The organism is Lentzea chajnantorensis, from assembly GCF_054300775.1.
This window is the reverse complement of record NZ_JBSDZT010000002.1, coordinates 6,819,557-6,834,315: the sequence shown is the minus strand read 5'-3', so window position 1 is coordinate 6,834,315 and position 14,759 is coordinate 6,819,557. Positions and strand designations below refer to the sequence as shown.

At 72.3% G+C, this 14,759-nt stretch carries 13 protein-coding genes; 2 read left to right on the top strand and 11 right to left on the bottom strand.

The features are described from left to right. Positions 1-40: 40 nt before the first annotated feature. The 5 genes from ACVDFE_RS32690 to ACVDFE_RS32670 all read right to left on the bottom strand — a co-directional run bounded on the left by ACVDFE_RS32690 (position 41) and on the right by ACVDFE_RS32670 (position 6,039). The gene (locus ACVDFE_RS32690; RefSeq protein ID WP_360387528.1) at positions 41-1,399 is read right to left on the bottom strand and encodes a tryptophanase; all 1,359 of its coding nucleotides are present in this window, start codon (positions 1,397-1,399) and stop codon (positions 41-43) included. A 30-nt stretch (positions 1,400-1,429) separates the two neighbouring features. Next, the gene (locus ACVDFE_RS32685; RefSeq protein WP_458434435.1) at positions 1,430-2,407 is read right to left on the bottom strand and encodes a tryptophan dimethylallyltransferase family protein; all 978 of its coding nucleotides are present in this window, start codon (positions 2,405-2,407) and stop codon (positions 1,430-1,432) included. A gap of 484 nt (positions 2,408-2,891) precedes the next feature. After that, the gene (locus ACVDFE_RS32680) at positions 2,892-3,845 is read right to left on the bottom strand and encodes a lysyl oxidase family protein (protein WP_360387534.1); all 954 of its coding nucleotides are present in this window, start codon (positions 3,843-3,845) and stop codon (positions 2,892-2,894) included. Next, positions 3,821-5,164: an FAD-dependent oxidoreductase gene (locus tag ACVDFE_RS32675; protein WP_458433222.1), complete on the bottom strand. Its 1,344-nt coding sequence runs from the start codon at positions 5,162-5,164 to the stop codon at positions 3,821-3,823. Before ACVDFE_RS32675 ends, ACVDFE_RS32680 begins: the two co-directional genes overlap by 25 nt. After that, positions 5,164-6,039, bottom strand: coding sequence for a glycosyltransferase (locus tag ACVDFE_RS32670; protein ID WP_360387539.1), 876 nt, complete (start codon positions 6,037-6,039; stop codon positions 5,164-5,166). Before ACVDFE_RS32670 ends, ACVDFE_RS32675 begins: the two co-directional genes overlap by 1 nt. Before the next feature lie 237 nt (positions 6,040-6,276). Here ACVDFE_RS32670 and ACVDFE_RS32665 point away from each other — a divergent pair, with 237 nt between their 5' ends. Together ACVDFE_RS32665 and ACVDFE_RS32660 are read left to right on the top strand one after the other, a co-directional pair. Continuing rightward, positions 6,277-7,731, top strand: a complete 1,455-nt coding sequence (locus ACVDFE_RS32665) for a sugar transferase (protein ID WP_360387542.1) — start codon at positions 6,277-6,279, stop codon at positions 7,729-7,731. After that, positions 7,731-8,945, top strand: coding sequence for a putative glycoside hydrolase family 15 protein (locus tag ACVDFE_RS32660; RefSeq protein WP_360387545.1), 1,215 nt, complete (start codon positions 7,731-7,733; stop codon positions 8,943-8,945). The genes ACVDFE_RS32665 and ACVDFE_RS32660 overlap by 1 nt, the downstream gene beginning before the upstream one ends. On the opposite strand, the gene ACVDFE_RS32655 is transcribed toward ACVDFE_RS32660, so the two are convergent. Genes ACVDFE_RS32655 through ACVDFE_RS32630 form a run of 6 tightly spaced genes read right to left on the bottom strand, consistent with a single transcriptional unit; the run spans position 8,926 to position 14,734 of the window. Continuing rightward, a complete protein-coding gene (locus ACVDFE_RS32655) occupies positions 8,926-10,023 on the bottom strand; it encodes a glycosyltransferase family 4 protein (protein ID WP_360387547.1) in 1,098 nt (365 codons plus the stop codon). The genes ACVDFE_RS32660 and ACVDFE_RS32655 overlap by 20 nt on opposite strands. Beyond that, positions 10,020-11,090 (bottom strand): glycosyltransferase, encoded by a 1,071-nt coding sequence (locus tag ACVDFE_RS32650; protein ID WP_360387550.1) that lies wholly within the window; start codon positions 11,088-11,090, stop codon positions 10,020-10,022. Before ACVDFE_RS32650 ends, ACVDFE_RS32655 begins: the two co-directional genes overlap by 4 nt. Further along, positions 11,087-12,541, bottom strand: coding sequence for an oligosaccharide flippase family protein (locus ACVDFE_RS32645; RefSeq protein WP_458433220.1), 1,455 nt, complete (start codon positions 12,539-12,541; stop codon positions 11,087-11,089). The genes ACVDFE_RS32650 and ACVDFE_RS32645 overlap by 4 nt, the downstream gene beginning before the upstream one ends. After that, on the bottom strand, positions 12,490-13,737 hold the full coding sequence (locus ACVDFE_RS32640; RefSeq protein WP_458433219.1) for a glycosyltransferase family 87 protein: 1,248 nt from the start codon (positions 13,735-13,737) through the stop codon (positions 12,490-12,492). The genes ACVDFE_RS32645 and ACVDFE_RS32640 overlap by 52 nt, the downstream gene beginning before the upstream one ends. Beyond that, a complete protein-coding gene (locus tag ACVDFE_RS32635; protein ID WP_360387559.1) occupies positions 13,734-13,904 on the bottom strand; it encodes a hypothetical protein in 171 nt (56 codons plus the stop codon). Before ACVDFE_RS32635 ends, ACVDFE_RS32640 begins: the two co-directional genes overlap by 4 nt. After that, on the bottom strand, positions 13,904-14,734 hold the full coding sequence (locus tag ACVDFE_RS32630) for a hypothetical protein (RefSeq protein ID WP_458433218.1): 831 nt from the start codon (positions 14,732-14,734) through the stop codon (positions 13,904-13,906). The genes ACVDFE_RS32635 and ACVDFE_RS32630 overlap by 1 nt, the downstream gene beginning before the upstream one ends. Between the last annotated feature and the right edge of the window lie 25 nt (positions 14,735-14,759).

Below are 14,759 nucleotides of genomic sequence, written 5' to 3'. Positions count from 1 at the left end.
CGGAAGGCCCCTCGGTGGTGACCCGAGGGGCCTTCTCGCGTCAGCGGACCTGGGCGAGGCGGGCGCGGAACGGGCGCAGGACGGCGGGTGCCTCGGTGAGGCGGTAGCCGGGCACCGACTCGGGGTCCTTGGCGATGCCGGCGAGCGTCTCGGCGACGTACTCCAGGTGGCTGCGGGTGTAGACGCGGCGCGGGATCGCGAGGCGCACCAGCTCGAACGGCGCCGGCGTCAGCAGCTCACCGGACTCGTCGATCTCACCGAGGTACAGCGACCCCAGCTCGGCGCACCGCACACCGCCCGCCAGGTACAGCTCCGAGGCCAGCGCGTGACCGGTGAACCGGTGCGATGGGATGTGCGGCAGCAACCGGCCCGCGTTGAGGTACACCGCGTGCACACCGGCGGGACGCACGCTCTCCACACCGGCCTGGCGCGCGCACTCGGCCAGGTACGCGGTGGCCTCGGCCCGCTCCTTGAGGTATGCCGGGTGCGTGACCTCCATCAGGCCCTGCGCGCACATGTCCAGGTCACGACCGGAAAGCCCGCCGTAGGTGCGGAAACCCTCGGTGGCGATCAGCAGCAGCTCGCACTGCTCGGCCAGGTCGGGGTCGGTGAGGGCGAGCATCCCTCCGATGTGGACGATGCCGTCCTTCTTCAGGCTCACCACGCACCCGTCGGCGAGCCGGAACGCGAGCTTCGCGACGTCGCGCGGGCTGTGGTCGCGGTACTTCTCCTCCCGCTGCGTCACCAGCCACGCGTTCTCGGCGAACCGGGCCGCGTCGAGGAAGAACGGCACCCCGAACCGGCGGCACAGCGCGCTGACGGCCTCCAGGTTCGCCATCGACACCGGCTGCCCGCCGCCGCCGTTGTTGGTGATCGTCATCAGCACCAGGCCGACGTCCTCCGGCCCGGACAGCACCGCCTCCAGCGCGACGAGGTCGATGTCGCCCTTGAACGGCGCGTCGCTGTCGAGGTCGGCCGCCGCCGGGCAGGGCAGGTCGCGCACCACGCCGCCGACGAGCTCCACGTTCGCGCGGGTGGTGTCGAAGTGGGTGTTGCCCACGGAGAGCTGGCCGGGCTTGAGCAGCGCGGAGAACAGGATCCGCTCGGCGGCACGGCCCTGGTGCACCGGGTAGATGTGCGGGAAGCCGGTCAGCTCCTCGGCCACCTCGCGGAACCGGAAGAACGACCGGGCGCCCGCGTAGGTCTCGTCACCGCGCATGCCCGCGGCCTGCTGCTCGGCCGAGAGCGCACCGGTGCCGGAGTCGCTCAGCAGGTCGATCGTGACGTCGTCGGCGGTGAGGTTGAACTGGTTGTACCCCGCCTCGGCGTAGCGGCGCTCGCGGTAGTCGCGGGTGGTGATGGGGATGGGCTCGACGACCTTGATGCGGTACGGCTCCACGACACTGCCTTCTTTCCTCGTACTGCGGCACTACGACGACATGGCTGTGGTTCGGGGAGGGGTCACGTCGTACGCCTCGGAGGACAGGTAGACCGTGACGCCGGGGCGCGGCCGGCCCAGGCGCAGCGAGACGTGGGCGATGAGACCGACACCGTCGCCCAACGGCCTGCGCACGATGCTCGTCAGCGCCAGCACGAACGGCGTCGGGTCGAGGCCGCACCTGGTCATGATCGCGAGGACCCGCTCGCACGCCTCCAGGTCGTCCTGCACGTAGTCGCGCACCGGGATGTAGACCGAGTAGCCGCCCGGCCGTTCGGTGTCGCCGGCGAGGAAGTTGTAGGCCGACATCAGCGGGCGCCGGGTGAACGGGCCGGTGCCGGCACCGGCGATCGCGCAGACGTCCGCCAGCAGCTCCAGGTCCACCCCGGGCACCGCGGCCGCCGCGTGCGTGACGTCGGCGATCTCGGCGGAGTCGTGCGAGACGTAGGTCTTCACCCGCGCGCGGTGGTCGTCCATCAGGTCGAGGGCGAAGAACGAGAACCGGTCCAGGCCCTCACGGCGCAGGGCGTGCCGGGCGACGGCGGGGAAGGCGGGGCCGAGGCCGAGCCGGTCCAGCGCCGCGCTGACGAGCTCGGTGCCGCGTCCGGGGCCGCGCACGTCGGGGTTGAGGTAGACCTTGATGGCCGGTGCCGCGTGGGCCCCGACGATCAGCGAGTACCAGAACGAGAAGGCGCCCTGCGGGTCCTCCGGCAGGAAGAGGTCGCGGACCTGGTCGAGCTGGCGCAGGTCGAGGTCGTACCGGGCGGCGAGCTGGTCAAGCACGGCCAGCGCCGCGGTCAGGTTGGCCCGGCTGTCCGGCTGTTCGGCGAGCGACTCCACGATCATCCGCACCGCGGGCGGTTCGTTCCTGGCCAAAGCGACCGAGAATTCAACAGGTGTGTGGTCGTCGGCGACCGATGACGGCCACGACGGAACAGCGGACAACGGGCGCAGTGCGCCGGGTCCCAATGCGTCACCCAGCAACGCCGTCGAACTGCGCGCCGAATCCGCTAATCCGACAGCGCGCAACAGGCTCTGCAGTTGCCCAACGGCGAAATCGCGCAGGGTGAAGTCTGCCGTGCTCAAGACAGGGTCTCCTGATCGGCTGGGGAATCAGGTCAGGGCACAGTCCGGTCGGGGTGGAATGCGAAGTGAATTCTCTCAACTCACCACATGCCCAGGTCAAGGTCCAACGGGGTTGCGTGTGGCACTCTCCACTGTGATCAAAATTGCACTGCTCGGACTATTGACGTGAGCGCGAATGCAGTTCTCGAACAGTGTTCGGTTGCGCGAACTGGCGAATTGTGTTCGGAGTGCCGATGTGCTAGTGGTGAACGCGGTTTCGCAGAGTGAGTAGTTTGTGCTGCTAACTGGTTGTGTGGTAAAGCGCGCGAGAAACGCGAAACGGGGTGCCCGCGACCGCGGACACCCCGTTTCGGTATTCGAACCGGTACTACCTCGACTCGGCGCACCGCTCCCGGCCGGGACAGCTGCGCAGCAGCTTCACCGACGGCGCGAACGTGATCGTCGCGGGCGGCTGCACCGCGCCGCGCGGCCACTGCAGCGAGATCGCGATCGACGACGCGTTGTTGCTGTAGTCCTTCTCCAGCAACGCCCGGTCGGAGTTCGCGGCGTTGACCACGTCGTAGACACCCGACGGCACGTGCGTGAGGTCGAGCCACTGGAAGTCGACCCGGTGCTTGTAGTCGTCGCCGGAGCCGACGGAGATCCCGAACAGGACGTCCTGCGCGGCCGGGTTGTGGTGCTCGCACATGTGCCCGTTGAGCCGGGCCGCCAGCTGGCCCTCCGGCGTGGCCGGGTCGAGCGGGCGCCGCGGCAGGTCGTCCACGACGTCGTAGCGGTCGCCGATGCAAAAGCCGTTCTTGCGGTCGGTCACGACCACGCCGCCGTCGGGCCTGCGCAGCTGGAAGTACTCGAAGTTGAGCAGGTGCCAGTGCTGGTGCGACTCGGCCGGTTCGTAGTAGGCGCTCGAGGTGGTCTCGCGCCGCGCCTCGGCGTACGTGCGCGCGATCGAACCGTCCACACCGGACTGGATCGACTGGCGCACCTTCATCGTCGGCACGTCGGTGCTGTCGCGGTGCGCGTGCAGCAGCAGGGGACCGTCGCCGACGTTGTCGATGGACGTGGTGAACCGCAGGCGCACCGCCTCGATCCGGCCGCCCTCGCGAGCGCACTTGCCGCGCGGCTTCGAGGCGTCCTCGACCAGGCACACGTCCCAGTCGCGGCACGTGTCCGGGTTGCCGGCGAACCCGCCGGGGCACCCGATCGGCGCCTGCCGCAGGTCGGGCAGCAGCGGCGCGGAGTCGGCGTGGACCTGCTGGGAGGAAACGAGGGTGGCTGCGGTGACCGTGAGAGCGGTGATCACCGCGCCGATTCTGCTGACCATGCGTCGATCTCCTGGGGCGTGGGCCTCCTGGCGGCGCGCAGGAGGCGGTCGGTCACCGAGTTCGCGAGCTCGACGCTCGAGTTCCAGCTGGTGACGTTCGGGTAGACGTGGGCGGTCGTGGCGAGCAGCAGCCGGGTGCCGGGCACCTCGACGGCCGGCCGGTCGGTCAGGTAGCCCAGCGGGTACACCGGTTCCACGAACGGCGCCTTGAACGTGCGCACCTCGTCGACGTCCGCCGGCGACAGGCCGGGGTGCAGGGCCAGCAGCTGCTCCGTCCACCGCCGTGCGATCGAGGTCTCGTCCTCGCGGTACAGCGCGGAGTCGCGGTCGGTGTAGCGCATGACGTACACGAGGTGGCGGCCGTCGTAGGGTTCGGTGCCCGCCAGCGCGGACATCTCGATCACGCCGTCGAAGTCGGTGCCCGAGCGCAGCACCGGCGCCCAGTAGTGCCCCGACAACGGCTTGCGCAGGAAGAACAACGTGTTCACGACGCCCTGGTAGCGCAACCGCACGTCGGGCAGCCGCCGGGCCAGCTCCTCGTCGGCGATGCCGCGCAACGCGGGCAGCGGGACCGTGGAGACCGCGTGGTCCGCCACCAGCGACTCGCCGTCGGCCAGCGTCACGACCACCCGCTCGCCCCTGGTCTCCACGCGGGCCACGGGAGCCGAGGTGCGCACGACACCGCCACCGTCCTCAATGGACCCGCGCAGCGCGTCGACCACGTTCTTGTAGCCACCGGCCGGGTAGCCGCGCACCGAGTCGTTGCTCTCCCGGCCCAGGCGCTGCCACAGGTACAGCGCGGGCACGTCGCCGAACGCCGAACCGAACTTGGCGCCGAACAGCGGGGCGAGCAGCGTGCTCCACACGGCGTCGCCGTACAACCCCCGCAGCCAGTCCTCGGTGCGCAGGCGGTCGAGGTCCTTGCCCTTGCCCAACCGCCGCAGCAGCAGCGAGACCACGCCGAAGCGCACCCGGTCCGGCAGGCTCAGCGCCCGGAACCGCAGCAGGTCCAGCGCGGAGTTGAACGGGTGGTGCGCGCCCTCGACGACCATGCCCATGGTGGTGCGCCGCCAGCCGATGCTCTCGCGCAGGCCCACGTCGTCCAGCAGGCCGAGCAACGCGTCGTCGGTCGGCATCACGCAGTGGTAGAAGCGTTCCACCCACCGGCCCCGCGACGGGAAGAACGTGCCGAGCCCGCCGAGCTGGTCGCTGCTCTCGAGCACCGTCACCGGCAGGCCGGCCCGCACGAGCCGGTGTGCGGTGGCGAGGCCGCAGATGCCCCCGCCGATCACGACGACGTTGCGCACTGGCGTCGCCATCAGAGCTTCCGGTACGGCACGGGCGCGAGGCGGTCACGCGTGAGCAGCAGCAGGTACTGGGTCAGCGTCCGGCCGAGCCGGAGCTTGCTGGCGCCGGGCTTGCGGTCGTAGCGCAGCCGGAACGGGATCTCGCTGACCACCGGCCCGCAGTGGCGCAGCTTCAGCAGCAGCTCGACCATGCAGGCGAACCCGCGTTCCTCGACCAGCCGCTCGCCCCAATGCGCGGCGGCCCGGCGCAGCAGGCTCACCCGGTAGGCGCGGAAGCCGCTGGTGAAGTCCTGGATGCCGTCGAAGTGCAGCACCCGGCCGAACACGACGCGCGCGCCGCGGGACAGGAACCGGCGGAAGCGCGGTGCGGTCGAGTCGTCGCCGCCGTCGACGAAGCGCGAGCAGATCACCACGTCCGCGCCGGCCGCGATCTCCCCGAGCAGCGGGGAGATCAGTCGCGGGTCGTGCGTGTCGTCGGCGTCCATCACGACCAGGACGTCGTCCGCCGCGGCCGCGTCGAGCACCGCACGCAGCCCGGACTGGACGGCCTGGCCGAGGCCGAGGTTCACCGGGTGGCGCACCAGCCGGACGTCGAGGCCGCGGACGCCCGCCACGCAGTCGCCGGTGCCGTCGGAGGAACCGTCGTCGACCACCCACACCGTGATCCGGTCGGACAGCTCGACGCCGGCGATACGCCGCAGCAGCGCCGGGAGTGCGACCGCCTCGTTGTAGGCGGGGAGCACGACGTGCACGTCGCCGCACGGCCGGGCGTCGTTCTGCGCGGCTTGGGCCGTCTGCACGGACTGCCGGACGGGCTGCTGCACGACCTGCACGGTCGTCGTCGCGTGCCCGGCCGATTGCCGGACGCCGTTTTCGCCGACTTTCACTCAATGCCCCCACTTCGGTGGCTCGCGGTTGGTGCCATGAATTATTGACACGACGTGCTAAAGCTTTTGAGACGCCCCTGGCGTAGACCAGGGCAGTAGTACGCCGAAAGCTCACCAATTGCATTCGCTCAGCACACCGAAGAGGGAAATTTGATACCCGAAGAGCTGAACTTAAGCCCCTCGTTAACTCTTTCGTGTCGCTGTGCCGTCCACTCTCCATCGATCGGATGATCTTCCATGAGGCGACTCTCGGCGGTGGCCGTTCCCGCCGCACCACCGCAGGCGGACGAGGTCCGGCCGGCTGACCGCGGAAGGCCGCCCCTGGGGCGGGCCGCAACGCCCCGCCGCCGCTCGCGGGACCTGCTCAGCCGGGTGAACGCGGTGGCCGTGCTGCTCGTGCTGGCCGACAGCACGGCACTGGCGGCGGTGTGCGTGCACCGCGGCGTCGACTGGCGCTGGACCGCCGCCATCGCGGCGACCGTGCTGGGCATCAGGGCGGGCTGGCGGCTCTACCGCAGGCGGCTGTGGCTGTCGTGGCTGCAGGACCTGCCCCGCTCCGCCGCGAGCACGGCGCTGGCCTTCGCGCTGCTCACCTGCGCCGGTCTGCTCGGTGCCGCACCGGCGGCCGACATCAGCGCCGCGCAGTGGGCGATGATGACGTACGCGCTGGTCATCGAGCCGGTGCGGTGGTGCGTGTTCGCGTTCGGCCGGTGGTGCCGGCGGCGGTTCGACCGCTGCGACCGCACGATCATCGTCGGCGCGGGCTCGGTCGGCGTGAACCTCGCCAGGACCATGCTGGAGCACCCCCAGTTCGGCCTGCGCCCGGTCGCGTTCGCCGACGCGGGTCCCGACCCCGACCAGCAGCGACCGCCGCTGGAGGTGATCGACGGCGACCTCGCGGAGGCCGTCGTGCGGCTGCGGGCGGGCACGGTCGTCCTCGCGTTCTCGCACACCCGCGAGTCCCGCCTGGTCGAGGCCGCCATCACCGCCCACCGGCTGGGCTGCTCCACGCTCGTGGTGCCGCGGATGTACGAGCTGCACCCCGACGGCCCCGGCATCGAGCGGCTGCGCAGCTACCCGCTGATGCGGCTGGGCACGTCCCCGACCAGGCGCCCGACCTGGTGGGTCAAGCGCGTCCTCGACCTCGTGCTGGCCGCGGTGGCGCTCGTCGTGCTGTCCCCGGTGATCGGCCTGTGCGCGCTCGCCGTGCTGGTCGAAAGCGGTCGCCCGCTGTTCTTCCGGCAGGTCAGGGTGGGGATGGACGACCGGACGTTCGTCCTCTACAAGATCCGCAGCGTCCGCCAGTCCGGTGAGGACGACTCCCAGGTCCGCTGGTCCGTCGAGGGCGACTCCCGGGTCGGGCCGGTCGGCCGGTTCCTGCGCCGCACCTCGCTCGACGAGCTGCCCCAGCTGTGGAACGTCCTGCGCGGCGACATGTGCGTCGTGGGGCCGCGCCCGGAGCGTCCCGGTTTCGTTCGCGAGTTCTCCGCCATTCACGAGCTATATTGGGCGCGCCACCGCGTCCCGACCGGTCTCACCGGTCTTGCCCAGGTTCACGGGTTGAGGGGTGACACCTCGATCGCCGACAGGTCTCGATACGACAACTACTACATCGCGAATTGGTCGCTGTGGCTCGACCTGAGGATTCTACTGATGACGGCGGGTGAGTTGTGTTGCCGGAAAAATCGCTGATGCGCCGATTCACCGCACTTGTGCTGGTGCTGTTCTCGACGGCCTGTTCGGTGACCGCGGCGAGCGACCCGATCACGACCGGCCCGCCGCCGAAACCGGTCGCGCCGTGCGCCTGGTGGTACGGCATCGGCGACTCGCCGGCCGCCTGGGAGATCCGCGAGGCGGCCAAGCACTACGACGTCGTGGTGCTCAACGCGTGGGAGACCTCGGCCATGCGCCGCCTCCACGACCTCAACCCGAAGATCAAGGTGCTGGTCTACAAGGACTTCGCCAGCACCCGCAACTACCCCGGCGCGGTGGAGGGCGACCGCGACTCCAAGTACCTGCCCACCGGCATCGGGTACTACGCCGCCCAGCAGCAGCACCCCGCGTGGTTCGCGGTCGACACGGCGGGCAAGCGCATCGAGTGGGCCGGGTACCCCAAGCACTGGCAGATGGCGGTGTGGAACAGGGAGTACCAGCAGGCCTGGGTGAACGCGGTCGTCGCCGAGGTGACCCGCGAAGGCTGGGACGGCGTGCTGGCCGACAACGACTTCAGCTCGCTGCGGTACTACTCGCCCGCGGTGATCGCGGGCACGGCCGACACCGCGGCCACTGACCGGTTGCTGCGCGAGGGCCTGGACGGTCTGCTCGACCTCGCCGGCACCGCGCTGGAGAAGTCGGGGAAGATGCTGGTGCCCAACGTCTCGGAGTCGCAGCTGACACCCGGCCGCTGGTCGGCGCACTCCCGGTACGCCGGTGCGATGGAGGAGAACTTCGGCCTGCGCGGCGACAACGGCGCCGGCGAGCTGATCACGTTCAAGGGCAACCAGTTCAAGGAACAGCGCGCCCAGGCCGCGCTCGGCGAGTCGTGGCTGCTGCTGATCACGCACACGAAGTCGGACCAGGAGGAACGCGTCGGGTACGCCTCGGCCGCGTTGCTCGCGAGCCCGCACACGTGCTGGACGCAGGCCGATCCCAGCTACAAGAGCCCGTACTGGTCGATCTACCAGGACGCGCGGCTGGGGGAGGCGGTCGAGGCGGCGAACCGGTTGCCCAGCGGGGCGTGGACCCGCCGGTTCAGCAACGGCTGGGTGGCGGTGAACCCGACCAAGGCCGCGGTGCGGATGACCCCGCCGCAAGGCCTCGCGACGCTGCGGGGCGAGCCGGTGCCGCCGGAGATCGACCTGCCTCCGGCGGACGCGGCGGTCTACGTCAACGCGCAGAAGCGGTGAGCCCGCGGTAGAGCTCCAGGTGGCGGCGGGCGCACACCTCGGCGGTGAACCGCTCGCGCGCCCTGGCGGCCAGGGCCTGGCCGGTGCGGCCGGGCTCCGGGTCGGCGAACAGCTCGGTGAGCCGCTGCTGCAACGCGGTCACGTCACCGGGACGCGGGCACTCGACGGCGGGGATGCCCAGCATGTCCGCCACACCACCGGTGTCCGTGGCCACCACCGGCTTGCCCGCGGCCATCGCCTCGGCGACGACGAGCGGCTGCTGCTCCATCGTGGACGGCAGCACCAGCGCGTCGTGCTCGCGCAGCAGGTCGGGGACGTCCGTGCGGAAACCGAGGAACCGCACCCGGTCCTGCAACCCCCGCCGGGTCACCCGGCCCTCCGCCTGGGTCCGTTGTGGACCGTCGCCGACGACCGTGAGCGTGGCGTCGGCGGGCATGGTGGTCTCCAGCGCGTCGAGCAGGGTCAGCAGCCCCTTGCGCTCCACCAGCAGCCCCACGAAGATCAGCCTGCGCACCGGTGCCGTCGGCGGGTGCGCCTCACCGACGTCGACGCAGTTGTCGATGTGGGTCATGCGGTGCGGGGGCACGTACAGGCGTTCGCGCAGGAACCGGCCCATCTCCCTGGCCGGCACCACCGTCCGGTGCACGACCCGCGCGACCGCGGCGTCACCGGCGAGCACGGCGCGGGTGTAGTGCGACGGCGGCGTCGAGCCCCGCACGCACCGGAACCACGACTCGTCCACGTCGTCGGGCACCCCGTGGTAGGTGTGCACGATCTTGGTGCCCGCCGTCGCGAGGCCCGCGCTCACCAGCCCGGACCGCCGGTCCTGCGCGTGCACCACGTCCGGCCGCCACGCCTTGATCGCGGCGCGCGCCTGCCGTGCGGCGCGCACGTCCCCCTTGCTGGGGACCAGGATCTCCTCGAAGTGCGGGTCGACCAGCTCGGCGCCGCGCCGCGGCCGGGGGCCGAACACCCTGACCTCCGCGTCACCGGACCCGGCGAGCGCGGCGGCCAGCCGGACCGTCACGTCCACCGGGCCACCGCTGTCCTGTGTGAGCAGGTAGGCGATCCGTGTCATCCTCGTCCTCTCCCGGACAGCAGCTTCTCGGTGAGCGTCACGATCCGGTCGGTCATGCGCTCGCGGTCGAACAGGTTCTCGGCGCGGACCCGGCCGCGTTTCCCCTCCGCGGCGGCGAGCTCGCGGTCGGTGAGGCGCAGGGCGATCGCGTGCGCCAGTGCGTCCACGTCCCCGGCGGGCACGACCTCCCCGGCGTCACCGAGGCTCTGCCGCACACCCTCGACGTCGAACGCGACGACGGAACGCCCGCAGGCCATGGCCTCCAGCGGCACCAGGGCCATGCCCTCGGCACGGGAGGGCAGTACGACGACGTCGGCCTCGGTGTAGAAGTCGGCGACCACGGCGCGGTGGCCGTGCCAGTGCACCGACGGGTGGTGGTGCGCGGCCCGCAGACCGGCGGCCATCGGGCCGTCGCCGACGAGCAGCAACCGGGCGTCCGGAACGGACCGCAGCACCTCCGGCCAGGCCCGCAGCAGCAGGTCCTGCCCCTTCTGGTGGGCGATGCGCCCGACGCACACGGCGGTCGGGACGTCGTGGTCGTGGTGGCGCGGGTGCAGCCGCCGCGTGTCGACGCCGTTGCACACGACCTCGGCCGGTGCGGTGACCCCGGCGGCACGACCGGCGGCGAGCTCGTCGTCGCTGACGCAGACGAGGAGGTCCGTCCAGCGCGACGCCAGCCCCTCCCAGCGGCGGCACGCGGTGCGCAGCAGCCCGCCGGCGACCTGGAAGGACCACAGGTGCGGCTGGAACAGCGTGGGGACGCGGCCGCGCAGCACCAGCCTGGCCAGCCCGGCCTTGGAGCTGTGCAGGTGGACGGCGTCCGGCCGGAGCCGGTCGAGCGTGCGGCGCAGGGACACCAGCTCCCGCGCGGTACCGGGACCCGGCAGTCGCGTCGCCTGCCACGAGTGGACCGGGATGCCGTGTGCGTGGGCTTGGTCGGCCAGCCAACCGGCTGGGGGACAGGCGATCCCGACGTCCCAGCCGCGGTCGCGCTGGGCGCGGGCGAGCTCCAGCACCACGGCGGCGACCCCGGCCTCGACCGGCTGCGTCACGTGGACGACCTTCACGTGCGCTCCTTGAGTCCGATGAGGACGGTGCGGGTCAACGGCAGCACCACCGCGCAGTAGCCGGCGAGCAGCGCGGTGGCGGTGGCGGCGAGGCCCGCGACGCTCGCCGGGGCCGGCAGGACGGTGCTGAGCGCGAAGCTCACGAGCGCGCCGGCGACGGCCGCGGCGGCCGTGCGGGCCAGCCGGGGGAGCGGGGCCGCGAGGCCGTTGCGGTGCAGCACCAGCCACGTCGCGGGGACCAGCAGCCACACCGTGGCGACCTGGGTGACGGCGACGGCCTGCGGGCCGTGCGGGGTGGTGAAGGCCAGCGCGGTCACCAGCGTGACGAGGTGGGCGGCTTCGAGGGCGAGGTACTGGTGGGCGTGCCCGGCGGCCCTGACCACCTGGTACCAGACGTGCAGCAGGCCGAGGCCGAGGCCGTAGCCGCAGAGCAGGACGAGGATCGCGGCGGCGTCCGCCCACTGCGCACCGAGCAGCGTGATCGCGTCGGCGCTCAGGGCGACCACGACGTAGAGGCCACCGGTGACCACCAGCGTCGCCGTCGTGAACCGGTGCAGCTCCTCCGGCAGCTCACCGGACCGTCCACTCCGGACCTTCGCGGCGCAGATCGGGAACAGCACCCCGCCGAGCACGACCGCGACCACGATGTAGGGCACCCAGGCGATCCGGAACGCGAGCGAGTACCCGCCGACCGCCTCCTGACCGAGCACGTGCCCGATCGCGAGGTAGTCGACGTTGACCAGCAGCACGGCGATCAGCGCGCCGGGCCCCACGACCGCCAGCCAGCCCGCGGCCTCCCGTGCCGCCGCGCCGTCCCAGACCGGCCGGATGCGGGCACCGGCGACGGCCGCGAGGACGGGTTGCGCGACGGCGGTGCACAGCAGGCCGAGGACGAACGCGCTCGGCCCGGTGCCCCGTGCCGCCAGCGCGACCGTCACCGCGGCGCCCAGCAGCATGCTCCCCGCGTCCGGCAGCATGCGGCGGCGGAAGTCGAGGTCGCGGTGCATCAACGCCATCTGCACACCGCCCGCAGCCGTGAACGGCAGCGTGAGCGCCGCGAGCCGCAGCATCCCGATCGCCTCCGGAGCGCCGAGCGCACGGGCGATCGGGTCGGCCGCGGCGACGACGGTGACGGCGAGGACGGCCCCGGCCGCGACGCTCATCGTCAGCACCGTGCCCGCGGTCAGGAGCGGGTCGCGTCCGGTGCGGCTGATGATGTCGTAGACGCCCATCGACTGGACCACCTGACCGACGTTGACGACCGACACGACCAGCGCGACCGCACCCAGCTCCGCCTCGCTGAAGAACAGTGCCAGCGCCAGCGTGACGACGACCTGGCTGCTCTTGCTCACCAGGTTGACCGCGAAGAGCCACAGCGAGCCCCGCACCGCCACGTCGGTCATGCCGCGCGCCGGGTGTGCCTGACCGCGAACACCGCGAGCACCAGCCACGCGGCCACCACCGCGACCCCGTCGAGCGTGACGGCGGCCCGTGCCCCGAGCGCGGCCCTGACCGCGGTGTCGACGAAGTGCAGGTGCGCGAACGGCACGGCGAGCAGCAGCGCCGCCGCCCCTGCCCACCGCCAGTGCGCCTCCTGCCTGCGCCGCCAGCACACGACCGCGAGCGCGACGAGCGCGGGAACCGCGATGAGCACGTCACCGGGCTGGTGCACCAGTGCGACGACGGTCCCCAGGCACGTCAGCACGTCCGCTGCCGCACCCCCGTCCGCGCGCCGGTCGAGCCTGCGCGCCAGCACCGCCGTGACGGCGAGGACCCCGCAGAGCGCGACCAGCTCCGCCGCCGGCGGCAGCCAGCCCGTGGTGCGGAAGAACACCGCCGGCAGGTCGATCCGTTGCGCCGTCACGGAGTCGACGGCGCCGTACCCGGTGCTGCCGGCCCACGCGAGGTTGCGCTGGATGATGTCGAGGAACCCGCCGAGCCCGTCCCGCAGCACGAGGAGCGTGGCGACCGGAAGGCTGGCGGCGGCGGCGACCGCGGTACCGGTGAGCGCGACCCTCCTGTCCCCGCGCACGAACACCAGCAGTGCCAGCGGCAACCCGAACTGCGGCTTCAACCAGGCCAGCGCGAGCGCCGCCGCGGCCCAGCACGGGTGGGAGCGGCGCAGCAGCAACACCCCGGCCGCGCCGACGGCGATCAGCGGGTTGACCTGCCCGACGTACATCTGCGCCTTGCCGACCTGGCTCGTGACCAGCAGCGTGGCGACCACCGCGGTGCCCGCGACCAGCGGGAGCCTGGCGTGACCGGCGGCCATGACGGCGAGGCCGACCAGCAGCACCAGGCACGCCAGCGCGAACGCCACCGCGCCGACCCGGTAGTCCGGCAACGCGAACGGCAGGTGCAGCACCAGGTGGTACGGCTGGTAGAGGTTGAAGTTCTGCCGCACCGGCCAGTGCGCGAACATCACCGCCGGGTCGTACGGGTTGCCGCCGGCGAGGAACTCCCGGATCGGGAAGTAGAGCGCGTCGCGGAAGTCCTGCATGCGCTCTTCGGGCAGGTTCGCCTCGGTGGGGAGCGGGACCTCCCAGGCGGGCCTGAGTGCGCGGACGGCGCTCGCTGTGCCGGCCAGTGCGACCAGGGCGACGAGGACGGTCCTGGCGAGGCCGGACCGGTTGGTGGTGGTGATCACTGGGGCACCGCCGTGGTGGAAGGGGTGTCGAACCGGCCCGCTCGCGCACCGGGACCGGGAGGCTCGTCCGGGTTCTCCGGTGCGTGCACGGGCAGCTTCGTCGGGTCCGCGCCGCGACCACCGGCTGCCGGAACGGCCGGTGCGCGGCCCGGACGCAGAACCGTCATCACGCCAGCACCACCGCCACCACCACGGCCGACGCCGGCAGCACCGCCAGCGCCGTCGCGAGGTCGTCGCGGCGCATCCGGTCGTTCGCCGCCACCGCGATCACCGCCGTGCCGTCGGCGGGCTCGGAGGCCTTGTCCGGCAACGCGCGCGCCAGCTCCTCGGCGCGCGCGGTCAGGTCAGGGCCCACCGGCACCACCCGCACCGGCCGTGCGGCCGCCACGCACAGCGCCGTCAGACGTTCGGTCAAACCAGGCTCGCCGTCGTGCGCGACCACCACCGGGTGCCGCACGCCGGCGGTGCTGAGCACCTGCCGCACCACGCTCCCGGTTCCGCGCAACCGCCGCACCGCGGCCGCGGCGGCACCCGCGACCACCGCGGCGACCAGCGCCAGGCCCGTGGCCAGCCGCAGGTCCGGGGTGACCGCCGTCGTCTCCGGGCGCGGGTCCACCAGCCGGAAGCGGGCGGCGGGGGCCAGCAGGTCCGCGTCGACCACGGCCTGCGCGACCGCCGACACCGCCTTCGCCGCCTGCTCCGGGGACGCCGCGCGCACCGAGACGCGAACGACGCCGGAGGCGGGCACCAGCTCGACGGCGATCGCGCCGGCCAGGCGGTCGGCGGGCAGACCGGCCGTGCGCGCCGCGGCGTCCAGCACGGAGGGGCTGCGGACCAGCTGGACGACGGCGGGGGTGGCCAGGGAGGTGACCTCGCCGAACTGCGCGCTGTCCGGAGTGGACGGTGTGGCGAGCAGGGCGAGCCTGCCCTCGCTCTCGCCGTCGCGCAGGGCGACGGCGAGGAACACGAGTGCGCCGACCACGACTGCGGCCAGCACGCCTTCAACAACAGCTCGGGGAACC

Bases quoted from the DNA above. Each gene is read 5' to 3' on its own strand.
- ACVDFE_RS32680 (WP_360387534.1), bottom strand. From the start codon at position 3,845: ATGGTCAGCAGAATCGGCGCGGTGATCACCGCTCTCACGGTCACCGCA.
- ACVDFE_RS32675 (WP_458433222.1), bottom strand. From the start codon at position 5,164: ATGGCGACGCCAGTGCGCAACGTCGTCGTGATCGGCGGGGGCATCTGC.
- ACVDFE_RS32665 (WP_360387542.1), top strand. From the start codon at position 6,277: ATGAGGCGACTCTCGGCGGTGGCCGTTCCCGCCGCACCACCGCAGGCG.
- ACVDFE_RS32660 (WP_360387545.1), top strand. From the start codon at position 7,731: ATGCGCCGATTCACCGCACTTGTGCTGGTGCTGTTCTCGACGGCCTGT.
- ACVDFE_RS32655 (WP_360387547.1), bottom strand. From the start codon at position 10,023: ATGACACGGATCGCCTACCTGCTCACACAGGACAGCGGTGGCCCGGTG.
- ACVDFE_RS32635 (WP_360387559.1), bottom strand. From the start codon at position 13,904: ATGACGGTTCTGCGTCCGGGCCGCGCACCGGCCGTTCCGGCAGCCGGT.